General features: G+C 63.9%; 21 protein-coding genes. 8 read left to right on the top strand and 13 right to left on the bottom strand.

The annotated features are described in order from the left end of the window. Positions 1–14: 14 nt before the first annotated feature. Positions 15–461 carry a DUF1003 domain-containing protein gene (locus QF038_RS15610; protein WP_307611062.1) on the top strand — a complete coding sequence of 149 codons (447 nt, stop codon included), beginning with the start codon at positions 15–17 and terminating at the stop codon, positions 459–461. 6 nt (positions 462–467) lie between these two features. On the opposite strand, the gene QF038_RS15605 is transcribed toward QF038_RS15610, so the two are convergent. After that, entirely contained in the window at positions 468–1160 is a 693-nt protein-coding gene (locus tag QF038_RS15605; RefSeq protein ID WP_307611060.1) for a DUF2306 domain-containing protein, read from the bottom strand. A gap of 533 nt (positions 1161–1693) precedes the next feature. On the opposite strand from QF038_RS15605, the gene QF038_RS15600 reads away from it, so the two are divergent. Next, positions 1694–3133 (top strand): serine hydrolase, encoded by a 1440-nt coding sequence (locus tag QF038_RS15600; RefSeq protein WP_307611058.1) that lies wholly within the window; start codon positions 1694–1696, stop codon positions 3131–3133. Positions 3134–3212: 79 nt separating this feature from the next. Continuing rightward, positions 3213–3533 carry a GYD domain-containing protein gene (locus QF038_RS15595; RefSeq protein WP_307611056.1) on the top strand — a complete coding sequence of 107 codons (321 nt, stop codon included), beginning with the start codon at positions 3213–3215 and terminating at the stop codon, positions 3531–3533. A 66-nt stretch (positions 3534–3599) separates the two neighbouring features. Here QF038_RS15595 and QF038_RS15590 read toward each other — a convergent pair whose 3' ends face one another. From QF038_RS15590 to QF038_RS15580, 3 genes are all read right to left on the bottom strand, one after another. Next, positions 3600–4556 carry a lipid kinase gene (locus tag QF038_RS15590; protein ID WP_307611055.1) on the bottom strand — a complete coding sequence of 319 codons (957 nt, stop codon included), beginning with the start codon at positions 4554–4556 and terminating at the stop codon, positions 3600–3602. A gap of 82 nt (positions 4557–4638) precedes the next feature. Next, entirely contained in the window at positions 4639–5586 is a 948-nt protein-coding gene (locus tag QF038_RS15585) for a sensor histidine kinase (RefSeq protein WP_307611053.1), read from the bottom strand. A gap of 426 nt (positions 5587–6012) precedes the next feature. Continuing rightward, the gene (locus tag QF038_RS15580; protein WP_307611050.1) at positions 6013–6744 is read right to left on the bottom strand and encodes a response regulator transcription factor; all 732 of its coding nucleotides are present in this window, start codon (positions 6742–6744) and stop codon (positions 6013–6015) included. A gap of 483 nt (positions 6745–7227) precedes the next feature. Between QF038_RS15580 and QF038_RS15575 the strand changes: the two genes are divergently transcribed. The 3 genes from QF038_RS15575 to QF038_RS15565 all read left to right on the top strand — a co-directional run bounded on the left by QF038_RS15575 (position 7228) and on the right by QF038_RS15565 (position 10294). Continuing rightward, positions 7228–7989 carry a hypothetical protein gene (locus QF038_RS15575; RefSeq protein ID WP_307611048.1) on the top strand — a complete coding sequence of 254 codons (762 nt, stop codon included), beginning with the start codon at positions 7228–7230 and terminating at the stop codon, positions 7987–7989. A gap of 82 nt (positions 7990–8071) precedes the next feature. After that, on the top strand, positions 8072–8542 hold the full coding sequence (locus QF038_RS15570; protein ID WP_307611045.1) for a hypothetical protein: 471 nt from the start codon (positions 8072–8074) through the stop codon (positions 8540–8542). 240 nt (positions 8543–8782) lie between these two features. Continuing rightward, a complete protein-coding gene (locus QF038_RS15565; RefSeq protein WP_307611043.1) occupies positions 8783–10294 on the top strand; it encodes an MFS transporter in 1512 nt (503 codons plus the stop codon). A 109-nt stretch (positions 10295–10403) separates the two neighbouring features. Here the strand turns inward: QF038_RS15565 and QF038_RS15560 are convergent, their stop codons facing one another. From QF038_RS15560 to QF038_RS15520, 9 genes are all read right to left on the bottom strand, one after another. Continuing rightward, a complete protein-coding gene (locus QF038_RS15560) occupies positions 10404–11300 on the bottom strand; it encodes a ketopantoate reductase family protein (protein ID WP_307611040.1) in 897 nt (298 codons plus the stop codon). Between the two features lie 135 nt (positions 11301–11435). Then, positions 11436–12110, bottom strand: coding sequence for an alpha/beta fold hydrolase (locus tag QF038_RS15555; RefSeq protein WP_307611038.1), 675 nt, complete (start codon positions 12108–12110; stop codon positions 11436–11438). A 94-nt stretch (positions 12111–12204) separates the two neighbouring features. Continuing rightward, complete coding sequence (locus tag QF038_RS15550; protein WP_307611036.1) at positions 12205–12948, bottom strand: SDR family oxidoreductase; 744 nt, start codon at positions 12946–12948, stop codon at positions 12205–12207. A 31-nt stretch (positions 12949–12979) separates the two neighbouring features. After that, positions 12980–13735: an SDR family oxidoreductase gene (locus QF038_RS15545; RefSeq protein ID WP_307611033.1), complete on the bottom strand. Its 756-nt coding sequence runs from the start codon at positions 13733–13735 to the stop codon at positions 12980–12982. 120 nt (positions 13736–13855) lie between these two features. Further along, on the bottom strand, positions 13856–14752 hold the full coding sequence (locus QF038_RS15540) for an RNA polymerase sigma-70 factor (protein WP_307611031.1): 897 nt from the start codon (positions 14750–14752) through the stop codon (positions 13856–13858). A 394-nt stretch (positions 14753–15146) separates the two neighbouring features. Next, positions 15147–16433, bottom strand: a complete 1287-nt coding sequence (locus QF038_RS15535; RefSeq protein ID WP_307611029.1) for a hypothetical protein — start codon at positions 16431–16433, stop codon at positions 15147–15149. A 345-nt stretch (positions 16434–16778) separates the two neighbouring features. Beyond that, positions 16779–17681, bottom strand: a complete 903-nt coding sequence (locus QF038_RS15530; protein WP_307611027.1) for a hypothetical protein — start codon at positions 17679–17681, stop codon at positions 16779–16781. Positions 17682–18071: 390 nt separating this feature from the next. Then, a complete protein-coding gene (locus tag QF038_RS15525) occupies positions 18072–19730 on the bottom strand; it encodes a thiamine pyrophosphate-binding protein (protein WP_307611025.1) in 1659 nt (552 codons plus the stop codon). Positions 19731–19824: 94 nt separating this feature from the next. Then, positions 19825–20355: an Lrp/AsnC family transcriptional regulator gene (locus QF038_RS15520; RefSeq protein WP_307611023.1), complete on the bottom strand. Its 531-nt coding sequence runs from the start codon at positions 20353–20355 to the stop codon at positions 19825–19827. 93 nt (positions 20356–20448) lie between these two features. Between QF038_RS15520 and hisC the strand changes: the two genes are divergently transcribed. Together hisC and QF038_RS15510 are read left to right on the top strand one after the other, a co-directional pair. Continuing rightward, complete coding sequence (gene hisC / locus QF038_RS15515) at positions 20449–21546, top strand: histidinol-phosphate transaminase (protein WP_307611021.1); 1098 nt, start codon at positions 20449–20451, stop codon at positions 21544–21546. Between the two features lie 45 nt (positions 21547–21591). Next, positions 21592–23007, top strand: a complete 1416-nt coding sequence (locus QF038_RS15510) for an amino acid permease (protein WP_307611019.1) — start codon at positions 21592–21594, stop codon at positions 23005–23007. Positions 23008–23290 lie beyond the last annotated feature (283 nt).

Below are 23290 nucleotides of genomic sequence, written 5' to 3'. Positions count from 1 at the left end.
GCTTAGTCTGAGTCATGAACCATCAACAGAAGACCTGGCATGACAAACACAAGGCCTCTCTCACCAGGGGGCAACGGGCGGCTGACGTCATGCGCAACGGCATGGGAAGCTGGCCGTTCGTTGGAAGCTTCATCGGGTTCATGTTCATCTGGGCCGCAATCAACACCTGGGCGTTGGCCACCCAGGCCTGGGACCCATACCCCTACATCCTCCTGAACCTCCTGCTCTCCATGTTGGCAGGACTCCAGGGCGCCATACTGCTCATCGCCGCCAAACGGCAGGACGCCATCGCCGCGGCCATGGCCCAGCACGACTACGACACCAACACCAAGGCCAAGGAAGAGATCGAACTTCTGATAGCCATCAACCGTGAGCAGCTCGCGATCCTGCAGGAGCTGAAGAAGGTCGCGGCGTTCGAGGGCCTGCACCTCCATGGCCGCGCAGACACCCAAGAGGCGTAGGCAGGCCTAGGCCGGCTTGATAGCGCGGGGGTTCCGTCCGGATGCGTGCGCGCGCCGGTAGATGAAGTATTCGGCCACAACCAGGCTGAGCACCCAGGAGGCGCCGATCAGCAGCGCCCGGCTCAGCTCGGTCACCGGCCCCACCAGGACGATCCAGGGAATGGTCACCACAACGATGGTTCCCTGGGCGATGCCGATGGCGTACGCCCGGGACATCCACTCGCTGTGCCGGACGTAGTTCCTGCGGCGCACCTCAATGAATCCCAGGGCAATAAACGCCACCATCGCGGACCCGAACACCAACCGAAGGACAAGCAGCAGGGTCCCGTCCAGGGGCGGGAGGTCGTAGAATACCGCCATCCACAAACCGGACAGGGCAGCGAGCAAACCTGTGGGGGCAAGGATGCGGCCGGCGACTTTGTGCCAGCTCGGCCTGCCGCGCTTGCCCCGGCGCAGCGGGGGAACGAACTGGAACGCGCCCAGAACCAGGTACAGGGTGACGGCGGGGATGTGGATCAGCACGGGGATGGGCGCATCGAAGAACCGGGCGTTGTCCGGCCTGATCTGGCCACCCGTCAGATCGGTGATACGGACGGCCCCGGCGATGATGGGCACGAGGCTGAGGAGAATCAGGGCGGCGGGCACGAGCCACCCGAACCTGGGGTTGGGACGGATACGGGGAATGGTTGCAGTTGCCATGATGGGCTTCTCTGAAGTTACTGGGCGTTGGCGTGGACAGCACTGTCCATGCAGGCCTGACGAGTTGAGCCAAGCGTTGACAGCCGGAAATAACGGTGCCCAGCAGCACCCTGTTCATACGGCGTACGCCCAACCTACTGCACATGGATCCGGTAAGCGATAGGCCAAAGGTCCCTGCGGGATCATGAGGTAGCCGCTCTCCCCGCGGGTGCTCCGATTTAGGGGAGGCTCGTCCCAGCAGCCCATTGCACGGGTGCGGGCGCCGGGTCCACTATTAAGGCTCGGGAAGGCTGGGGCCTCATGAGTGCTCACCGCCTGAGGATCAAGGATTCGTTATGAACAATGCTCCCCTTCTCCCGAACCGACGAACGCTGCTGAAGTCAGCCGGGGTGGGCGTCGTCGGTTTACCCTTTCTGACCGCTTGCAGCGGGGCATCGGCACAGGCTGTTGGTGCATCGGCGCCCGCATCACTTCTCCCGACCCCGCCGGGACAGGTTCCACCGCTGCTGGACAGGCCGAAAGTAGACCGTGCCTTGGCCAGGCTGGACGGATTCATCCAGGACTCCATGGCCAGTACCGGCCTGCCGGGGATGGCCGTTGCCGTGGTGTACCGGGACGAGGTGGTGTTTTCCAAGGGTTTTGGCGTCCGGGAAGTCGGAAAGCCCGGAAAGATCACTCCGGACACGGTGTTCCAGGTGGCTTCGGTGTCCAAGCCCCTGGCGTCCACCGTGGTGGCAGGGGTGGTGGGACAAGAAGTCATCAAATGGACCGACCCCGTCATCGAATACAACAGCAACTTCGCGCTCAACGATGAGTACGTCACCCGGAACGCGACCTTCGCTGACCTGTTGTCCCACCGCACTGGGCTTCGAACCGGTTCGGGTGACCTGCTGGAGGACCTCGGCTTCGACCGTGACTACATCCTGTCCCACCTGAACCAGCAACCGCTTGATACCTTCCGGTCCAGCTACAACTACAGCAATTTCGGCTTCACCGAGGGCGGGCAGGCAGCAGCGGATGCCATGAACTTGGCCTGGGAGGACCTGGCGGACGGGATCCTGTTCCGCATGCTGGGCATGTCTGCGTCCAGTTACCGCCTCGCCGACTATGAAAAGGCCGCAGACAAGGCCGTGCTGCATGTGCCGGTGGGGAACAAGGAGTGGGCGGCGAAATACCACCGCGACCCCGACTCCGAAGCCCCGGCGGGTGGTGCCAGCTCGTCCGTCCGGGATCTGGCCCAGTGGCTCCGGCTGCAGCTGGGCAACGGCGAATATGAGGGGAAGCCGGTCATTGATCCCGCTGCCCTGCAAACAACCCACGTCCCCCATATCGTTTCCCGGGTAGCGTCCGCCCCCGCAGCCCGGTCAGGTTTTTACGGGCTGGGCTGGAATGTCTCCTACGACGACCAGGGCCGTGTCTCGCTGGGACATTCGGGCGCGTTCAACCTCGGCGCCGCAACTGCCGTTTCCATGCTTCCCGGTGAACAACTGGCCATTGTGACCCTGACCAACGGCCGCCCGCAGGGGATTCCGGAAGCCATCAACGCGGACTTTATGGACACGGCCCAGCATGGCTCACCCACCGTGGACTGGCTGTCTTTCTTCGCCGGACTCTTCAAGCAGCAGGACGAGGCCGACAAACCCGAGGTCGATTACACCAAACTTCCGCCCAAGCCGGCCTTTGCCAAACCGAACAGTGCCTACACGGGCACCTATGACAACCCCTACTACGGCCCGCTCGTGGTCTTCGAGCAGGACGGGCAGCTGGCCATGCGGATGGGCCCTGCCGACAAACTCACCACGTTCCCCCTCACCCACTTCGACGGCGATACCTTCAGCTTCGAGACCATCGGCGAGAACGGCAACGGCCTGGCCGGTGCGATCTTTGCTGCACCAGGCAACGGCTCCTCGCCCAGCGTCACCCTGGACTTCTACGACAGAACCGGGCTGGGAACCTTCACCCGGGATTCTTAGCCGTGCGCTCCCGGCTAAGGGACGGGCCGGCAGACGTCCGCCACAGCGCGGGTGGAATGAAAAATAGGAAGGAAAGAGCATGCCGAAGTATCTGTTTGAAGGAACGTATGTGGGCCCGGGCGTCAAGGGGCTGATGCAGGAGGGCGGCAGCAAGCGGCGTGACGCGCTGGCGGAGGCCCTCAACTCGGTGGGAGGTTCCTTGGAGAGCTTCTACTACGCCTTTGGCTACTACGACGTCCTTGGTGTTTTTGAGGCGCCGGACGATGCGAGTGCTGCAGCGCTGTCGCTGCTGATCAACTCGACGGGAAACGTCAACGTCCGCCTGAAGCCGCTCCTGACCGTGGAAGACCTCGACGAAGCCGCCAAGAAGACGCCGTCCTACCGGGCCCCGGGACAGTAGGGGAGTCAGGCACCTTGCCTGCGGGCCGCCGTCGTAATGTACGACGGCGGCCCGTCGCCTTGTGCTTCACAGAGGCGGCCAGTTCTCCGCGCCCGGTCCGTCGAACAGCGCGCTGTTGCTGCCCTGGGGCACCACGACGTGGACGGCGTTGCGCTGGATGGTGAAGTCGGTGGGCGTGGTGGCCGCAATCTCGCCGTCGAGGTTCACGGGCAGCGGCGGGTCGGTGACCAGCCGGACCGCCCGGCTGGTCAGGTGGTGCACGCGGTCGTGTTTGATGAAGCTTCCGTCCTTGAGCAGCCGGGCGATGCTCACGTGCTCCCGGAGCGGCCCGGCCACGATGGCGTAGATGTCCAGGGTGTGGTCGTCGATCCCGGCCGTGGGGGAGACCGTGTTGCCGCCGCCGTAATGCCTGCCGTTGCCGACGGCCACCTGAAGCAGGTCCTCGAGCTCCATCGGCTCATGGTCGCCCTCGGGGAATTCGAGGCGGGCCCGGAACGACTTGTGCCGGGCATAAGCCGTTAGGGTGGCGATGCTGTACGCCAATGGCCCGATGTACCGCTTCAGGCGTGGGCTGAGGGCTTCCGTCACAGCCACCGACAGGCCCACGGAGGCGACGTTGAGGAAGGGCTCACCGTTGGCCCGGCCGAGGTCGATGTCCACCACCTTCCCGTCGGCAAGGGCAGCGCAGGCCTCGGAAAGATTGCTTGGTATCTCCAGCGTGCGGGCGAAGTCGTTGGCGGTGCCCAGCGGAAGAACACCCAGCACAGTGTTGGTGCCGGCAACCCGGCCGGCGGCGTAGGACACAGTCCCGTCGCCGCCGCCGACAACCACCAGGTCGTGCCCGTCGGCAAGCACCCGGTCAAGCGTCCCGGCCAGGTCCGACACGGAGTGCACAGGATGGACGGAGGAGATGGGCACGCCTGCCTTGCGCATGGTGTCCACGGCGAGTTCGTGTGCCGCCCCCCGGCGTGATCCGGCGTTGATCACCACGGCGGCAGAGCGTGCGTCCCGGGCAGCCTTCATGGGGCAATGTTAGGCGGTGGACCTGTGAATTCCTCCGGGCGACGGCGCTTTGTTCCCGGTGTTCCAAGGCGAGGCGGGTTTACTAAGGTGACGAGGGAAGATGGGCACTCAGGAAGAAGCCTCGATCTCGCGGCCCCCATTCGATGCTTCCCCCGGCCACTTCCACCCGCTCTTTGAGCCCCAGGAGCCCATAGCCTGATGCACCCTCCGGATGGCCTCCGGGCGTGCCTCCACCGTCATCGGAGATGTTGAGGGTCAGCGTCCGCGGCTCCCATCGAACATCGATGAGTGCAGTGGTTCCTGATCCGGCGTGCTTGGAGATGTTCGTCAGCGACTCCTGCACAACACGGTACGCAGCATGGCCAACGCTTGGGTCAAGCCTGCCAGCTTCCCCGGATGCCCGCACGTCCACCTGCACTCCTCCTGAACGGACAGGCTCGATCAGCGAATGGATATCGCCCAGGGTGGGGAGCGGGGTCTGCTGTTCTTCGTCTGAGTTCTTACCGGGTGGCTTCAGCAGCCTCAGGAGGCGGCCGAGTTCCTGCGTCGCCTCCGTGCCGACGGACTCGATCACCTCCAGGGCCTGGGCGGCGCGTTGGGGATCGGAATCGATGACCCTGCGCCCGCCGGCCGCGTGCAGCATCATCACGGTGACGGCATGGGAGACGATGTCATGCAGTTCCGCGGCGATGTGGGCGCGCTCCTGCGCTACGGCCAGTTCAGCCTTGCGCTGCTCTTCTTGAAGGGCGCTGATCCGTTGCCGGTTCCGGGCCACAAAGCGGCCAAAAGCCCAAGCTCCTCCCAGCCACACGGCCCCGGTGCCGATGAACCACAGATCCTCTTCGACTGGCCTGCCGCGTGAAGTGATCAGAACAGGAAAGGCGATTGCGGTAAAGAGGGCCGTGAGGGACTGCCGCAACGAACGATCGGATGCCACTGCGGCCAGCGCCACCAGGACAGTGGTTATTGGCATGTAAGGGACACGGTAAATCTGCGAGAAGTCGAAGTAGTTGGGAGTCACGAAGAACACGAAGATCGCCTGATGCAACAAGAGCCCGGCGAAAACTAAGATCGGGGCGCGGTGCCTCCAAAGGAGGGGAAGAAATCCAACCGCCACGTACAGAAAGGCCGCCACGGCCAGGATCCCCGAGAGCGAGCCGGCCGTAGCCGGAAAAAAGCTGGCAAGCTCAAGCGCAAATGCCAGCAGCACAACAGTGTAATCCGCCCGTGTGAAGCCACGCGATCCGTTCAGGCGTGCAGGGCCAGAATTTGCCACTCTGAATTTCAAATAATTTTGGACCATTGCCCACCTCACAACTGGTTTACCAGTCAAGGCTATGCCTCTGTCCCTAGTGTGCCCCCGGGGACGGCGGCCTTCATCCATCCTCCGGTTGAGCAATGGCATACACCACCGAGTGGACTATTGCAGGACTAGGGCAAGCAGCGGCTGTAATGCTCAGCCGCGGCCGTCCGGCTTGACCAGGCCCGACCGGTACGCCGCCGCCACAGCCTGCGCACGATCTGCGACGCCGAGTTTCATGAGGATGCGGTGCACATGCGTTTTCACGGTCGCCTCGCTCAGGAACAGCTTGCCTGCGATCTGGCTGTTGTTCATTCCTGTGGCTATCGCGGCGAGCACTTCCCGTTCGCGCCGTGTCAGCTGATCCAGCTCGGCGTGGCCGGGAAGGTACGGTTCCGGCCTGTTCGAGAATTCCTCAAGGAGCTTGCGGGTGATATTGGGGTCAAGCCAGCCTGCTCCCTCGGCAAGAGCACGGATGGCGGAGGCCAGGATGCGTGGCGCAGAGTTCTTAAGGATGAAGCCGGAGGCGCCTGCACGGAGGGCGGCGTGGACGGCTTCATCCTCGTTGAAGGTGGTCAGGATGAGCACGGGTATTGCTTCCGTGCGGCCGGCATTGAACTCTTCGGAGGTGAGGACCCGGGTGGCCGCGACGCCGTCCATCACAGGCATCCGAATATCCATCACCACAACGTCGGGCTGCAGCCCTGCCACCACTTCGACGCCGGCGCGGCCGTCGCCAGCCTCCCCAACCACCTCGATGTCTGGCTCCGACTCCAGCAGCAGGGCGAGGCCGGCCCTGATCAGGGCTTCGTCGTCAATCAGGACCACACGAAGGCGGCGCTCGGCTTCACCGGCCGACACGGGCGCACCGCTTCGTGTGCCATCCATGAGTGGACCTTATCCATCCGCGAACTGAAAAGCCACGGGCACGTGTGGATCTGGCGGGCGGAGGATTCCTACGCCGCGGGATGTAGTTGGTGACCGCGCCGCATCCCCTGTAGATGTACGCCGGAATGGCTACCGGGGGTCGACGCGGCACATCGCTTCCGCGATCAACACTGATGGCTATCAACTCCGTGACGTAGACGTTCATGGACGAGAAAAGCCAAGGAGCACCATGGCCCACAAATCCAGACCGCGGACAGCTCGGCTGACCATCACCATCCTCAGCCTCGGCCTAATTGCGACAGCTCTCTCCGAGGGCACACAGGAAAGCACAGTACCTCCAGCACCAACTGGCTGCGACGTTCCACATCAGCAGGACCATACGGACACGCCGCTGGAAGGCTCACCGGAACTCTGGAAGTTTCGCCGCCTCACGCACAGATGAGGCCGTAAAGATCAGTGGCGCCGGAAGTGAAAGGAATCATCATGAAAACCCGTCCAGACCCAGCAGACGACATTGAATCCGGCGGCCGCAACGGCCCAGGACAGCGGGCGTCAGGCGGAGCCATCACCGCCATGGACAGGGTCGGAGCCTTCAGCGGCGCCGCATATTTCATCCTGGCGAACGCTGCAATTGCCATTGGCGCAGACCCGGCGACGCCTGATGCACCAACGGGGCAGCAGAGCCTCGATGCTTTGGAACGAATGGCTGCAAACCCAGCCGCCCAGGTGGCGGTTGGCCTCGAATTTCTGGCGTTTACACTTTGGATGGCGTTCATCGGATACGTCTGCTGGCGCCTTCGGGCTGCCGGTTGGGTGGCTGCAGTGGCCCTGGTGGGCGGTGTTGTCGAGATTGCAGTGAAGCTGGGTTCAGCGGCCCCTCTCATTTCGGGCTATTCGCTGCGTGACCAGATTTCGCCGGAGCAGGCCGCTATTCTCACCCAGATGAACAAGGCAGACTTCATGGTGGGACTGCTGCCGGCTGGTCTGTTCGTGCTCTGCGCTGCCATTTCTGCCCTCCGGGCGAAGGAGTTGGGCCCTGTGTTGGCTTGGTCCGGCATTGCCATTGGGGCGGGCAATATCGTCACCGCGGCGGTCATTGGCGTGAATCTTCCGGAGTCCGGCTTCGCGCCGTCGTTCCTGCTGATCCTCGTGTGGGAACTGGTGATCAGCCTGCGCTGGGGCTTCGCCCGCAACCACCCCAGAGCCCGGTTTGCCGTCAAGCCGGCGAATCCGGTCACCAGCTAGCTCGTGTGACATGGCAAGCGAACCCAGAAGCGGGTTGCCGTGGCTTCCCGCCGCGTGTTTCCTCACTCTTTTGCCCTGCAGCATGGTCCTGTGCCTGGATCTTTATCCAGGCACCACCTACATGGATCACTTGTCCTCTGCGGTGGTTCTCCTCGCCGCGGGACTCCTTCTGGCATTGAAGCCACTGCCGGGCGGAACGATGCCCGACGCCATGCCGGAGGGGCACCAGGGGCAGCTGAAATACGCAATCCGTTCCGGAGTCCTGCCCCTGGCCAGTCTGTTCAGTGACTGGAGCGATGAACTCGCACAACAGCGGGAGACGTATTCGCTGGCCCTCCGCGTGTTTCCGGCGGTGACAGCGGTGGTCACTCTGATCGACGTATATGGTTTTCTCCGCGATCCCGCAGGGGGTCCCCTCTTCCTCTGCTGTTCCGTGGCCACCGCAACATTGGGGGTTGCGGTGTTTGCATTCTCGGCGGTACGGCTGAGGAACATTTGCGTGGTCGAGGGCAAGCTGAGTGAACAGATCCTGCTACTGCATGTTGATCGCTGAGACAGGGCACCCGGCCGCCGTGGAGAGGACCGGGACAGCAGGGGAGCTAGGCAGGTGGCCAGCGGGCCGCCGTCGTCCGTTGGCTTACGACGGCGCACTTCAGGAAGTGCCCGTCTTCCGTTATTGCCACCGCGCGGCAGTAGCAGGATGATCGAAAGTGTTGGGCTCCTGCCGGCCAAACGGGCCGGAAGAACGACGACGTGTGCCCAGCGTGATCAGCGAGGCGGCGACGAGCGGGCCATGACAGAACGCAACGGGCAGCAGCGGCGGCTGAAGGTATCCGACGTCAACGTGGTGAACCACCGGACGCTGCGGAAGGCGCTGGGCGGCACCATCGTCGGAAACACGATGGAGTGGTACGACGTCGGGGTGTTCGGCTACCTCATCACCACCATGGGGCCGGTGTTCCTGCCCGAAGCGGACAAAGCAGTGCAGAACCTGTTCCTGCTGGGGACGTTCGCCGCCACGTTCATCGCCCGGCCCCTGGGCGGGATCTTCTTCGGCTGGCTCGGGGACAAGATCGGCCGCCAGAAGGTCCTGGCCATGACGCTGATGCTCATGGCCGCCGCAACGTTCGCCGTCGGCCTGCTGCCGGGGTACGAGGTGCTGGGCCTGTGGGCGGCGGTGCTGCTGGTGGCCACCAAGCTGGTGCAGGGCTTTTCCACCGGCGGCGAGTACTCGGGAGCCACCACCTTTGTGTGCGAGCACGCGCCGGACCGGCGCCGGGGCTTCTACGTCAGCTTCCTGGACATGGGCAGCTACCTTGGTTTTGCGGCGGGCGGGGCGGTGGTGTCCGTCCTTCAGCTGACCCTGGGCCAGGAGCAGATGGGGGAGTGGGGCTGGCGGATCCCGTTCCTGGTGGCCGGTCCGCTGGGCATCGTCGCCGTCTACTTCCGGATGAAGATCGAGGAGTCGTCCGCCTTCAAGGCCACGCTGGAAGCTGAAGCCGTGGCGGCGAAGCGTCCTGGCGCCGAAGAGGTTCGCCCCGTGGGCCCGGTGGGCATTGTGAAGGCCCACTGGCGGCCTCTCGTGCTGGCCATGATCCTGGCGGCGGCTGCCAATACGGTGGCCTATGCCCTGACGTCCTACATGCCCACGTATTTGACCAGCAACAAGGGCTACGACGAGGTCCAGGGGACGCTGCTGACCCTCCCGGTCCTGGTGGCCATGGCGCTGTGCATCCCGTTCACCGGGCTTCTCTCGGACCGGATCGGCCGCCGCCGCGTGCTGTGGATCGGGGCCTTCAGTACGGTGGTGTTCGCGGTTCCCGCGTTCCTGGCGATAGCGGCGGGCAGCCTTCCGATGACATTGCTCGGCCTGGCCCTGATTGCCTTCCCGGTGGCGTTTTCGGTACCGAACCTCGCCTCGGCGCTGCCGGCGCTGTTTCCCACCGAGCACCGCTATTCAGCCATGGGCATCGCCTACAACCTGGCAGTTGCCATCTTCGGTGGAACGGCCCCGTTCATCATCGCGGCCCTCATTGAGCTGACCGGCGACGATATGGCGATTGCGTACTACCTCATGGCGGTGGCCGTGGTGGCCGCCGTGGCCATCCGTTTCCTGCCAGAATCAGCCGGGCGGCACCTGCCCGGGTCGATGCCCAGTGTGGACTCCGAGGAAGCCGCCCGGCAACTGGTGGAGACGCAGGACACCAACCCGCTGCTGGACGTGGACTCACTGCCGTTCGAGAGCAGCTTTGCGATCGCGCGGGAGTCGCACAAGGGGCGGCCCGGGAAGCCGACAGTGATGTGATGCGGGGACGTGCGACGGCGGGATTTGCGTGAGTGCCGCCGTCGCCGATGATTCGGGTTACGCGTCAAAGGCTGCAGTCCGCGCGCTGCGTGCAGCCGCGCCTAGGGGTTCAGGGCTGCGGGCTGGCCCTGATCTGGATGAGGGTGAGGTCCAGCAGCGGCGTGGGAACGTTGAGGTCGCGGGCCCTGCGGGCGAGGTCGCCAAGGATGTGCTCAGCTTCCGACGGCAGTCCTGCGCTGAGGTCCCGGTACAGGGAGGACGTGAAGGCTGATCCGGGCTCGGTGAGTAAACCAACGGCCTGTGCGTGGCCGGCGTCCGATACGGGATGTCCTGCCGCCGCCGCTACCGCTTCCGTTTCATGGATGGCCTCCAGAATCCTCGGCTCACCGCCGGCGTCCAGGATCCGTCCGACGGGTGCCCGGAAGAGGCAATTGACAATCCCCGCGGCGGCGATGAATGCCCATTTCTCCCAGAGGGCGCCGACGATGGCGTCAACCACCGAGAAGGCGATGGTGGGGACGTCCAGTGCCTGGGCAACCTCCCCAGGGACGGGGTTGCCGTTCAACCCGCCGACGGTGAGGGACGTCAGGGTTGTCTGCTGGCGGACCACGTCGCCGTCGAGAGTGGCGACGATCCGGGCCAGACCGCCCAGGACCTGACCCGGGTACAGATGCTCGAGGCGCTCCACGTGAGCCATGCCATTAAGGATGGGAATGATGCTGGTTCCTGGCCCGGCGAAAGCGCCGATTTCACCCACAACGCCATCGAAGGCCGTGGCTTTGACCGTTACGAGGATCAGATCGAACGCTCCTGACGCGTCCGGGCCGGTGATGGTTTTCACTGCGTGCGTCCGGTCACCGGTGGGGGAGACGAAGCGTAATCCGTCGCGGCTGAGGACCTCCTGCTTGCGTGGCCGCACCAGGTACGTGACGTCCCGTCCTGCCTCCTGCAGGAGCGTTCCGAACGCCCCACCTGTTGCTCCTGCTCCGACGACGAGTATCCGCATGCGTGGCTACCTTTCGGTAATTTTCGAAGAATGTTGACCGGGCACAGGAGCCAGGAAGTGCCGATGGGTCCCCATTCAGGGTAAGGGGTTCCCCCGAAGCGATAAGGCGCATTTGTTCCGGATCCCGCGAACTGCTCAGGGCATGTCTTGGATCAGGTAGTTGGCCACGGCCTCCGGGTTTGCCAGTGCCAGAAGGTGGCCACCGGGCACGACGTCCGGCTCCAGCCCGAGGCGTTCGCGGGCGACTCGTCTCTGGAAGTCGATCGGAAAGAACCGATCTGCCTCTCCGGCGAGTATTCGGATTGGAATTTTGGGCCATTCGTCGAAATTGCACACTGATTCGAAGACTGCATTTGCCTCGGAGCGTTGATGCTTTTCTCCTTCGGCGGCGACGTCCCGTGGGACATCGTGCAGGAAGTAGGTGCCGACGTCGAACTCGGTACCGTACCCTTGGGCTTTCGCCGCGCTTTGCTGCGCCACAGCCCACCCGGTGTTCTCCCACCATGCACCGGGAGTCTCGCCCGGGACGGGGATCATGGCATTGACGAGGATAAGCTCTCGAATAGCCGCCCGGTTGCAGACCAGCGGCGCTGTGAAGGCGCCCAACGACTGAGCGACGAGCACCACGTCCTGGCGCTCACCGATCGCCTCGAGAACCAGGTTCGTATATTCGGGCAGACCGGCGCTTTCGTCGTCACCGGGTAGGTCGACGGCGACTGCTTCGTGGCCGGCTCTTTGAAGCAGGGGGACCACACGGCTCCAGTACCAGGCCGCGCCGCCTGCACCTGGGACCAGAACGAAGGTACTCACGGCTGGTTCCATCTGTTCATTCTCGCCCGAGGGCATGGAAAAGCGGGAGCAGGGTGTCCTCCAGAGGCCGTGAAGGACACCCCGCCCCGTTCGGCTACTGCTGGTTCAACCATTCTTCGAAGCGGGTGTTGTAAATGGTCGCTTCGCTTCCGGGAAGCAGTTCTCCGTCCTGAAGCATGGCGTTGAAGTAGCGCGCGGTGGGGTCAGTGACAACCTCGCGGGGGTCGCCACGGAAGCTGAGGCCTTTGCGGATGAGCTCATCAAGGCCGAACTGCTCGGGACCGGCCACCTCAACGGTGGCGTTTTGCGGAGTCCCGACGGCGGTGCGTGCAACCGCGGTGGCCACGTCCTCTGCGGCCATGGGCTGGATCAGGGCGGGTGACAGGCGAACAGTGTTTCCCTCGGTCGCGGCCTGGGCGATGCTTTTCACGAACTCGAAAAACTGCGTCGCATGAACAATCGAATACGGGACGCCTGATTCCTTGATGAGCTTCTCCTGCGCGATTTTCGCCCGGAAGTAGCCACTCTCGGCCAGGCGCTCGGTGCCCACCACCGACAGGGCGACGTGGTGCCCCAGGCCGGCCTCCTTCTCCGCGGCGAGCTGGTTGCGGGTGGAGGTGGTAAAGAAATCCAGCACGGCCGCATCTGCAAACGAGGGCGAATTCGACACGTCGACTACGGTGTCGGCTCCCTGCAGCACGTCCGCAAGGCCTTCGCCGGTGAGCGTGTTCACCCCCGAGTCAGGGGAAGCGGCCACTGCTTCGTGTCCGTGTTCGCGGAGCTTGCTGACCAGTTTCGAGCCAATAAGGCCGGTACCGCCGATAACTACGACCTTCATGATCTTCCTTTCAATAATCTCTTGTAACGAGCTACAGACCGGCCGGGGACGTCGAGTTCAGCCACTCCTTGAGGGTGATGTCCCCGATGCGGGATTCACCCACGGGAACGATGCTGGTCTCTTCGATCGGTATGCCGAAGTAGCCGGCTTGGGTATCAGTGACCACTGGGCGGGAATCATTGCGGGCCGCGAGAACCCGACTCGCGAATTCATCGAGTCCAGCGCGCTCAGGGCCCGCCATTTCAAGGACGCCGTCAATCGCGGGCGAGACGGCCGTCTCCGCCACTATGCGGGCAACGTCGGCGGCGGCCATCGGCTGCATCAGGTGATTTGTCACGTACACCGAGCCGTCGCGTGTTCCGGCATCGGCGATGAGCGGGATGAACTCGAAGAATTGAGTAGCCCGCAGGATGGTGTACGGCACTCCGCCTTCCCTAACTGCCTTCTCCTGTGCAGTTTTTCCGGCGAAATAGCCGACGCCGATGCGGTCGGTTCCCACAACCGAGAGAGCCACATGATGCCGCACGCCGGCCTTTTTCTCGGCAGCGAGAAGGTTGCGGGATGAAGTGGAGAAGAAGGGAACCACTACCTTCTCATCGAAATCGGCGGTGTTGGTCAAGTCGACGACGACGTCCGCCCCCACCATCACCTCATCCAGTCCCTGGCCGGTGACGGAATCCACCCCGGTGGAAGGGGACGCCGCTTTCGCCTCATGGCATTGACTGCTGAGGATCTCCACAACCTGCTTGCCGATCAAGCCAGTGCCGCCGATTACAACGATTTTCATGATGGTCTTCCCTCCGATAATGGCTGAGAGGAATGCAATGGCATTCCTTCCACCAGCTATGACCGGGTACCAGATCAATCTGTGACAGGCTTAGGAAAAATGGGCTGTAAGGCCAGCAGGTTAGGCGCCAACCCTCGTCACGCCGGAGAGTTTGTCCGGATTCATGGTCCACAACAGCCGATCAATTCCATCGGCAGACGCCGTGAGCGTCACCACCGCAAACACCACCCCGTCCTGGACCAGCCGTGCGGAGGGCCGGCCGTTAGCCATGAAAGGCTGGGTATCCACGCCAACCCAGAAACGCGACGCGAACGCCTGGTAGTACTTCGCCACCCGTTCCCGTCCGACAACAGGGAACTTGGAAGCCCGGACCTTGCCACCGCCGTCGGAGTAACTGACGACGTCGGCGGCGAACAGTGCCTCCAGCGCGGCCAGGTTTCCGGTTCGGGCAGCAGCAAGGAATGCCTCCAGCAGTTGCCGCTGCTCGCTCACGCTCACCTCGGCGCGTTTCTCTTCAGCAAGGCGTTTCCGCGCCCGGCTGACCAACTGGCGGGCATTCCCTTCTGTCTGTTGGATGACCTCGGCGATCTGCTCATACGGGTAGTCGAACGCTTGCCGGAGTACGTACGCTGCCCGTTCGGTCGGCGACAATTTTTCCAGTATCAGCAACACCGCAAACTCGAGCGCTTCACCATGCAAGGCGCCCAGTTCGGGGTCGGCGCTGGTGTCCACAGGCTCGGGCAGCCAGGGACCCACATACGTCTCACGACGGACACGTGCCGACTGCCCGACATTGATGGCTAGCCGGGTGGCGGTGGTCGCCAGGAACGCCGGCGCATGCCGAACCAGGCTGCGATCGCAGGTCTGCCATCGGACCCACGTCTCCTGGACAATGTCCTCCGCCTCGCTGACACTGCCGAGCATGCGGTAGGCGATCCCGAAGAGTCGAGGACGGACCTCAGCGAAAATCGAGGCTGCCGTTTCCAATTCGTCCGTTGACCCGGCGTCGGCATCCATGCGCCCAATATTACTGTTCCAAGGGTTGGATCCTGGCGATGGAATTCCGGGGCGCGGTGGCATCCGACGGCGGGCAACTCTGGCGGTAAGTTGATGTGCCATCCTTGACTGTTTCCCTTGCTCTGCAGCTTGTCCTCTGGTCTCGTCAACACCTAAGACCGGACAGCATTCGAATTTGTGACAGAAGAAACGGGCATCTCGTTTTGAGACGTTGATGCCGCTGCAGCAAGTGGGTTGTGAAGGAGATGAGCCATGGCACCGCGATCACTGGATCAGTTGCCGCCTGGCTGAGGCAGTCCTACCGGCGACCACCGCCTTCGCAGCCCGCGAAGCCGTCCGGGGACACGGCGGTCACCGTCCGCGCCGCCGTACCCCCACCATCCAGCGGTGTGAACTACTGCGCAAGATCTATGTAGGCGTGCCAGTACCGGGCGTTGATGCTCGCGGCCGTCAACACCACCAGACCGGTCTGGCCGTTGACGTTTTGTTTCGTTGTTGTGGGGTCGTTGATGTCCGTGTCGGTACTGCTGCTGATGATGGGCGTACCGGCGCCGGGCGGGAAGGAAACGTTGTCAATCGGCGCCTTCTTGTAATAGAGGGTGCCGCCCGTCTCCGGTGCGACCGCGAACATCCAGACCTGACGGTGCTCCTCGTCGATCATGACCATGGGCCGGGTGTGGGCGTCCTCGACAACCCCGAACTGCGCGCTGGTCCATTGGCCCTTACCATCGCGCACCAGGAGCGCCACCAACGTTTGACCGGCGTTTCGATTGGCTGTCTTGATCGCTGCGTAGAGCCGGCCGCTGCCGTCGCTTGTTAATTGCCTGAGGTTCAGGTGGTCGTTCGCGCAGCCTCCGGTGCAGTTCTTTCCCCCTCCGAAAGCGACCTCCGTCTGCCACGAGTCCTCTGGCTGACCGTCCTGGTGGACAGCAAAGTAGAACTTCTTATGCTCTTTCCGCTGATTGCTCCACATGATTCCGATCTTGTCGCCCTGGAACGACGTGACCGCGGAGATATCGTCCGGGTTCACCTTGGCATTGGGCGTCGGCAGGACGAAGGGAGTCCCCCATGCCGAGTCGCTCGTCGTCGAGTGGTTGACGTAGACACTGTTGCTGTCGGCGGACGATACGACGGTATAGGTGACCCACAGCTTACCGATGGAATCTTTGGCCACGGTGATCGATTCCGTGCTCCCGCTGTGAAGGGTGACCGGGAATCCGGCGTCTTGTGAGTAGGTCTTCGTCGACGCGTTGTAGCTGAAGCGGAGAAGCACTGCGGATCCGGAGGCCACCTCCTTCTGGGATGGCGGCGCGGCCCACTCCGATTGCACGGTGGTGCCCGACACGATGTAGAGCTTGCCATCCTTTGCATCCCAGAGCGCGTCACCGCGCGCACTCACCCGTGAGTCAACAACCGTTGCCGTCTCCTGCCACGCCTGCGTTGCGGCGTCGAGCCGGTGAATCGTCGTCGCGTGTGCGGACGCGCTCCATAACAGCCCCCACCAGCTCCCATCCTGGTACCAGAGCTTGCTCTGGGCCTTGTCCGCAGTCGGGTTTCGGACACCGTCGCCTACATAGGACGGCCCAGGAACTCCGATGTCGGCCGCCTGGGCCGGGACGGGGAGTGCGACAGCGCCAGCCGCCGCGAGTAGTAGAGCGATGAAAAGGCGTAGCAGACGCATGATGGTGTCCTCTGAGTTATATCGGTGGACGGGAGGCCGTTTCATCACCTCTATGCGGCAAAACTCTACGTCTGCATGCTTCACCGTGAGCCACAGCGGTGGCAAAAAGGGGAGCCGAAAGGGGAGGGCATTAGGTAGACGTTTGCGAACCCCGCAGGTGTCCCCGGAACATCGCGGACATTGTCCACCGCCCATGAATTCGAGGAGCTGGAGCCTTTGCTCTTCGCTCATCTGGCCGGTGTGAACGACCGGGAATTTGAAGATGGGCCGGGGATCGATCGTAGTATCCCAACAAATCAAGGCCCCCGGTGACTGCCGGAGGCCTTGATTTGTTGTGGAAGAAAGCTATTTGACGGCGACGAATACCTTGTCGGCGATCATGCCCGGCCGGACGGCGAGAACACCTTGGCTGGTTGTGGCGGTTGGTACTTGAATGGCGATATTGCCGGTTGCTGTGCCGCCCTTGTAGAGGGTGTTGCTGTCGATGGCTTCAGGTGCAACGACATGGTGGTCGTACGCATTTATGGTTTTACCGTCGGCGGTGACGTAATCCACAGAGACGAAGGAAGGTGTCTGTCCATTGGCGTCGTCGCCGACGTACGTTGCCGAGTAGTTCACCAGGATGTACTCCGAGCCCGCAGCAGGAGCGTCATTGAACCGGTTGGCCGCTACGACTGCATCGGAAGCCCCAAGGGTGACCGAATTAACCACTACCTTCCAGTCCTTAGACTCCACCACCGAGCCGATTGGCGAAGGATTTTCACGTGTTCCGGCCTTGGCGGCGGGCGCTGCTGCTGCTGCTGCTTGAGCATCACCACCTGCTTCAGCGGTAGGTGCCGAAACTTTAGTGTCGCCGCTGCCGAAAGCGTCTTTGGCGGACGAGGTGACAACGGAGAAGAAGACAGCAAAGCCGACGATGGTTCCCACGATCGACAAGATCAGGGCTGTGATGCCCATTCCCTTGGCTTTGTCTTTCAAGAAGAGAGAAACAATTGCCAGGATGAACCCAATCGGCAGCAAGACCCAACCGATAATAAGCGCCCCGGGAATGCATGCAAAGATGAAACCGACAATTGCGGCACTAAGTGCGACGAGTCCGATGACATTTCGCTGCTTTTTTGCCTTTGCGTACTCTTGAGGGCCCGTAGCACTTGGTGGGCCGTAGCGCGGCGGCATAGGTGGAAATTGCGGTTGCTGGTGGGGCGCCGTCTGCTGAGAACTTGCCCCCGGAAGCTCTGGTGTAGTCATGTCATGATGATGACAGAATTGTTGGCTTTTCGCATTCATCCCCTTCATATGAAAAGGACTCGCCCGATGCAAGTTTCGCCCTTGATTTCGCGGGCAATGCGCTCAATATCAAATAAATCCTGCCCTAATGCTGCAGCAATAATTCGTTTCTACGAGGGAAATCCTGCACAGATCTTGATGTAATTTTGACGAAGTTGCAGCAGCCCGAGAGTGGATGAGTTTTCATCATGAACGACGGACTGATTCTTGATAAGTGGCAGCTTGGTTACGGTAGGTACGTGGTTGTCTCAGACTGTCGGGTCCGGGGCGCCTCCCCGAATTGCGTAAACCCGTATGTAGGTCGTCGTCCGGTCACAAGAAGCAACCGCCAAGCTCTGAGGATAGAAACGGTTACCCCGCCACTGCCGCCTTAGCCGCCTGCTTGGCGTTCATCCACTCGCTCAGCCACGGCGCCCGCACGCTGGACGTGATCCGGCAGTCGGCCACGAAGGTTCCCTGAGCGCCGGCGTCGATCCAATCCGTGAGCGCCGAGAGGTCCGCCAGGGACCGGACGATCGCCGACTCTGCACCCAGAGCGCGCGCAATCCCGCTGAAGTCCACCTCGGGGATCAGCATCGGCTTTTCGGTCAGGCCCTGGGAGCCGTACTGGTGGATCTCGGCCCCGTAGGCGGCATCGTTGTAGATCACCACGATGGCGCTCTTCGCCGCGCCGATGAGCGATTCGAGGTCGGCCAGGCCCATCAGGAAACCGCCGTCGCCGGAGGCCAGCACCAAGGTGCGGCCGTCCTCCACGGTGCGGGCCGCCCCCACGGCGCTGGCAAGGCCCAACCCGATGGCCTGGAACGCGGTCCCCACCATCACCAGGTCCTGCGGCCGCGGAATGTTCCAGTACATCGGTGCCCAGCCCACAAAGTGCCCGCCGTCCTGGACCACCGTGCGGCGCTCCGGCAGCACGGCATCGAGCGCGGTGGCGAGGGAGCGCGGGTCCAGGCGGCCGTCCGGCGTCTCGTCCGAGCCCGGGTGGTGCCCCGGTCCCGCAGCCAGACGCTTAGAAGCTTCCGCGCGCCAGCCTTCCGCGGAAGCCGCGTCATCAAGCAGATGAAGAAGGCGTCCCGTGGCGGACTTCGCGTCCGCGCTGACGAACAGGTCCACCCGGGGGTTCGTCGGCTGCAGGGCGGTGTCGATCTGGATGACCGTGCTGTCCGGGCCGAGCAGGTGCCCGAACCGCATGGTGAACGGGCTCAGGCTCGCCCCGGCCGCCAGCACCACGTCGGCCTCGCCCATGAGCCCGGCCGCGGTGTCCGTGCCAAAGCCGCCCGCGACGCCGAGGTACCCCTCGCCCTGGAGCAGGTTGAGCGCCAGGGCGGTGCCGGCGGTCAGGGCGCCGAGTCGGTCGGCGAGTTCCCGGAGCTCCGGGCCGGCTCCGGCCAGGTGCGCACCGCGGCCGGCGAGGATCAGCGGGCGCTTGGCCCCGGCGAGCAGGCGGGCTGCCTGCACGAGGCCGCGGTCGACGTCGTCCGTCACCTTTGCAGCCAACGGCGCCGGAAGTTCCTCGTCCGCTGCCTCGACTGACGCGAGGTCGTAGGGAATGGCAATCACGACGGCGGTGTGCTTGGTGAGTGCGTACTCCACCGCCTGCTGGGTGATGGAGCCCGCGGCGTCGCGGGTGACGGTGAAGGTGGCCGCGCCGAGTCCGGCAGCGATGGCCGCCTGGTCCACGTCCTGCGGCCGGGCGCCGCTGCTGGGTGCGTCTCCGGTGACGAGCACAACCGGGATCTGCGCCTGGACCGCCTCGGCCAGGGCGGTGAGTGCGTTCGTGTAGCCGGGTCCGTAGGTGGTGGTGCCCGCCGCGAGCCGTCCGGACGTCCGGTAGTAGGCGTCGGCGGCGGCGATCGCGGCGCCCTCATGCCGGACCGCGGAGAAGCGCAGGCCCATCTTTTCGGCAGCGTCCAGGAAGTAGACGTTGCCGTTGCCCATAACGCCGAAGACGTCGCTGAGGTAGCTGCTGAGAACCTGTACCACGCGGCCCGAGACGGTGAGAGTAGTCATGCAGGAATCCTGTGGGCCAGCTTGCGGATAAGCAATAGAGCTGGATCTGACTGGGCTTATTGGCAATAAGGAACAGGGTTTATTGAAAATATGCCTACTTATGGCCTGCGTCACCCGTGGCTTCATCCGACGGGTGGGATTCCTGCTTCGAGAGCCGGTTCAGGAGGCCGTCGTACCGGGGTGGCATAAGTTCGACGACGGAAATCGCGGTGCTGGTCCGCTGGATCCCGTCGATGGCCAGGATCTGGTTGGTGATGCGGTAGAGGTCGGCAGTGCTGCGGGCTACCACCTTGGCCATCAGGTCCGCGTCGCCGGTGGTGGCGTGCACCTCGATCACCTCGGGGATGGCCGCGAGCCCGTTTTCCACCGCGCCCGCCCGGGTCTGGCTGATGGCCAGCGAGAGGAAGGCCATCAGGTCGTAGCCGAGGGCGGCGGGGTCCAGCCTGCGGCTGAAGGAGCGGAGCGCGCCGCTGCGCTCGAGCCGTGACAGCCGGGCGTGGACGGTGTTGCGGGCGACGCCGAGCGTCCGGGAGAGTGCCAGGGCGCTGGCTTCCGGATCCTTGTCCAGGGCGAGGATGATCCTGCCGTCGAGGGAATCCAGGGTGCGGGAGTTAGCGATGGTCATATTTTCACCACATGCAGTAGAAGTTGAGCAGAAGTCCCAATGCCTTGAGGGTACCTTGCAATGTGCGCCGGGTCACAATCATGATCGGTCCTCATGACCCTCACTCAGCTTCAATCGGCACCGGCCGCCGCGCGCCCCACCCTTCGTGGCGCGGTGACCGGCCTCCCGTCCTACGTCCCGGGCCGGCGCAGCGCTGGCATGGACATCGCAGCCCTCGCCAGCAACGAAAGCCACTACGAGCCGCTGCCAGCAGCAATTGCTGCGGTGGCCGGAGCGGCCGGTGCCATGAACCGCTACCCGGACATGGCCGCGGTCGAACTCCGCGACCGGCTTGCCCGGCACCTCGGCGTCTCCGCCGGGGAGATTGCCGTGGGACCGGGCAGCGTGGGCGTCCTCCAGCAGATCATCACCGGACTGTGCGACGCCGGCGATGAGGTGATCTTCGCGTGGCGCTCCTTCGAGGCCTACCCCATCCTGGTGGAACTGGCAGGCGCCCGGCCGGTCCGCATCCCGCTGGACCACCTGGAGGGCCACGACCTCGATGCCATGGCCGCGGCCGTCACCGAACGCACCAGGGTCATCCTGCTGTGCACCCCCAACAATCCCACCGGCGTCCCGATAAGCCACGACCGCATCGAGGCCTTCCTGCGCTCGGTCCGTTCCGACATCCTCGTGGTGATCGATGAGGCCTACGTGGAATACGCCGAGGCGGGCAGCGGCCCCGATTCCCTGTCGCTCTACCGCGAGTTTCCGAACGTCTGCATCTTGCGCACCTTCTCCAAGGCCTACGGACTGGCCGGACTGCGCGTGGGGTACGCCGTGGCGGCGCCGGACATCGCTGAGGGACTGCGCCGGACCGCCCTTCCCTTCTCCGTGAGCGCCCTGGCCCAGAAGGCAGCCGTGGCGTCGCTGGACGCGGGGGAGGAGATGGAGGCGCGGGTCGCCGTCGTCAAGCAGGAGCGTGCCCGGATGTCTCGGGAGCTGGCAGCCCGGGGCTGGAAGCTGGAGCCGAGCCAGGGCAATTTCCTGTGGATCCGTGCCGACGACGAGCTCCGGACGAGGCTGATGGAGGCCTTCGACGGCGCCGGCATTATGGTCCGGGCGTACCAAGGCGACGGCGTGCGGATCACCGTTGCTGACGCCGCCGCCAACAACCGCGTGCTCCGGATCCTGGCAGCCCACGCAGCCTGAACTTTTATCCCAAAATCCGTTCCACCTACTAACTAGAGGAATCCCATGGAACAACAGACAAAGACGTCTGCCCGCGCGCTCGGCGCGGCCCTCAAACCCCGCCAGCTCACCATGATGGGGCTCGGCAGCGCCATCGGCGCGGGCCTCTTCATCGGCTCCGGCGCCGGCATCCAGGCGGCCGGCCCGGCGGTACTGATCTCCTACCTCGTGGCCGGCACGCTCATCATCCTGGTGATGTGGGCCCTCGGCGAGATGGCTGCGGCCAACACGGACAGCGGCGCCTTCTCCGTCTACACGGCCAAGGCTTACGGGCCGGTGGCCGGTGCCACGGTGGGCTGGCTCTGGTGGCTGCAGCTCGTGGTGGTGATCGCGGCGGAAGCGCTCGGTGCGGCGGGCCTGCTTGCCACCATCTTCCCGGCGCTGCCGGTATGGCTGATGGCCTTTGTGTTCATCGTGGTGCTCACCGCCGTGAACCTGACCAGCGTAAAGAACTTCGGCGAGTTCGAGTTCTGGTTCGCCCTGCTCAAGGTGGCGGCGATCGTCGGGTTCCTCCTGGTGGGCGCTGCCCTGCTCTTCGGATGGCTGCCGGGCGTGCAGTCGCCGGGCCTGGCCAACTTCACCGGAGCGGGCTTCGCGCCCAGCGGTTTCGCCGGGATTGCCACGGCACTGTTTGTGGTGGCATTCGCGTTCGGGGGCACCGAGATTGTGTCCGTGGCGGCAGCTGAGACCGCCGAGCCGGCCCGCAGCGTGAAGAAGGCCGTCCGCACGGTGCTGTGGCGCATCCTGGTGTTCTACATCGGTGCCATCTTTGTGATCGCGGCTGTGGTTCCCGTGGGTTCGGCAGGGCTCAAGAGCCCGTTCGCCGCGGTGCTGGACGCCGCGGGTATGCCGGGTGCAGCCACCGCGATCACCCTGGTGGCCGTGGCAGCACTGCTCTCCGCGCTCAACGCCAACCTCTACGGCGCCTCCCGCATGGCGTACTCCTTGGCCGAGCGCGGTGAAGCACCGCGGCTGCTTGCGTCCGTGTCCAAGGCCCGGGTCCCGGTGGCGGCAGTCCTGGCGAGCGTCGCGTTCGGCGTTGTCACGGTGGTGCTGGAGCTGGCTTTCCCGGAGATGGTCCTGCCCATCCTGCTCAACATCGTGGGTTCGACGTGCCTGCTGGTGTGGACGTCCGCGCTCCTGGCCCAGCTTGCACTGCGCCTCCGCGCCGACCGGGAGGGAACGGAGCTTCCCCTGCGGATGCCCGGCTTCCCGTGGCTCACTTCCCTTGGTCTGCTGATCCTCGCCGCGATCTTCACCGTGGGCTTCATCGGCGAGGATTCCCGTCCCCAGCTTCTGAGCACATTCGGACTCGTGGCGCTGCTGGCGGTGGCGAACTGGGTGAATCATCGTGGCGTCCGGAAGGTGGCGCCCGTTGTGGATCCTTCCGATCGCGCCAAGCCTCCGGTGCTCATCGACTGAAACAATTTAAAAGGAAATGCACGACGGCGGCGCCCCGGCTTTTGCGGGGGCGTCGCCTCTGCTTTCCCCGCGTAACTGACTGGAAGCGGCCCGGAGGCCGTTAGTTTTCTGGCTCGTTGGCCCGCCGTTGCCGGTGGTGCAGCACGTTGCTGTCGAAACACGTCGGAGGATGTTGTTCCGGACTGGCCGAACAACACTCTCCGATTCCTGGGCAGCTCCGCGACCATTGCCGAGCCCCGCATTGCCACCCAGACCGGACCTGCTTCACACATGTGCCAGCAGA

Source organism: Pseudarthrobacter sp. W1I19 (assembly GCF_030817835.1).
Taxonomy (GTDB): domain Bacteria; phylum Actinomycetota; class Actinomycetes; order Actinomycetales; family Micrococcaceae; genus Arthrobacter.
This window is presented reverse-complemented; position numbering and strand designations above follow the sequence as displayed.

What these genes read in the sequence shown, in the direction of transcription:
- QF038_RS15605 (WP_307611060.1), bottom strand. Translation starts at nt 1,160, where the DNA reads ATGGCAACTGCAACCATTCCCCGTATCCGTCCCAACCCCAGGTTCGGG.
- QF038_RS15595 (WP_307611056.1), top strand. Translation starts at nt 3,213, where the DNA reads ATGCCGAAGTATCTGTTTGAAGGAACGTATGTGGGCCCGGGCGTCAAG.
- QF038_RS15540 (WP_307611031.1), bottom strand. Translation starts at nt 14,752, where the DNA reads ATGGATGCCGACGCCGGGTCAACGGACGAATTGGAAACGGCAGCCTCG.
- QF038_RS15570 (WP_307611045.1), top strand. Translation starts at nt 8,072, where the DNA reads ATGGTCCTGTGCCTGGATCTTTATCCAGGCACCACCTACATGGATCAC.
- QF038_RS15590 (WP_307611055.1), bottom strand. Translation starts at nt 4,556, where the DNA reads ATGAAGGCTGCCCGGGACGCACGCTCTGCCGCCGTGGTGATCAACGCC.
- QF038_RS15565 (WP_307611043.1), top strand. Translation starts at nt 8,783, where the DNA reads ATGACAGAACGCAACGGGCAGCAGCGGCGGCTGAAGGTATCCGACGTC.
- QF038_RS15560 (WP_307611040.1), bottom strand. Translation starts at nt 11,300, where the DNA reads ATGCGGATACTCGTCGTCGGAGCAGGAGCAACAGGTGGGGCGTTCGGA.
- QF038_RS15510 (WP_307611019.1), top strand. Translation starts at nt 21,592, where the DNA reads ATGGAACAACAGACAAAGACGTCTGCCCGCGCGCTCGGCGCGGCCCTC.
- QF038_RS15520 (WP_307611023.1), bottom strand. Translation starts at nt 20,355, where the DNA reads ATGACCATCGCTAACTCCCGCACCCTGGATTCCCTCGACGGCAGGATC.
- hisC (WP_307611021.1), top strand. Translation starts at nt 20,449, where the DNA reads ATGACCCTCACTCAGCTTCAATCGGCACCGGCCGCCGCGCGCCCCACC.
- QF038_RS15580 (WP_307611050.1), bottom strand. Translation starts at nt 6,744, where the DNA reads ATGGATGGCACACGAAGCGGTGCGCCCGTGTCGGCCGGTGAAGCCGAG.
- QF038_RS15530 (WP_307611027.1), bottom strand. Translation starts at nt 17,681, where the DNA reads ATGACTACACCAGAGCTTCCGGGGGCAAGTTCTCAGCAGACGGCGCCC.
- QF038_RS15545 (WP_307611033.1), bottom strand. Translation starts at nt 13,735, where the DNA reads ATGAAAATCGTTGTAATCGGCGGCACTGGCTTGATCGGCAAGCAGGTT.
- QF038_RS15550 (WP_307611036.1), bottom strand. Translation starts at nt 12,948, where the DNA reads ATGAAGGTCGTAGTTATCGGCGGTACCGGCCTTATTGGCTCGAAACTG.
- QF038_RS15525 (WP_307611025.1), bottom strand. Translation starts at nt 19,730, where the DNA reads ATGACTACTCTCACCGTCTCGGGCCGCGTGGTACAGGTTCTCAGCAGC.
- QF038_RS15575 (WP_307611048.1), top strand. Translation starts at nt 7,228, where the DNA reads ATGAAAACCCGTCCAGACCCAGCAGACGACATTGAATCCGGCGGCCGC.
- QF038_RS15610 (WP_307611062.1), top strand. Translation starts at nt 15, where the DNA reads ATGAACCATCAACAGAAGACCTGGCATGACAAACACAAGGCCTCTCTC.
- QF038_RS15535 (WP_307611029.1), bottom strand. Translation starts at nt 16,433, where the DNA reads ATGCGTCTGCTACGCCTTTTCATCGCTCTACTACTCGCGGCGGCTGGC.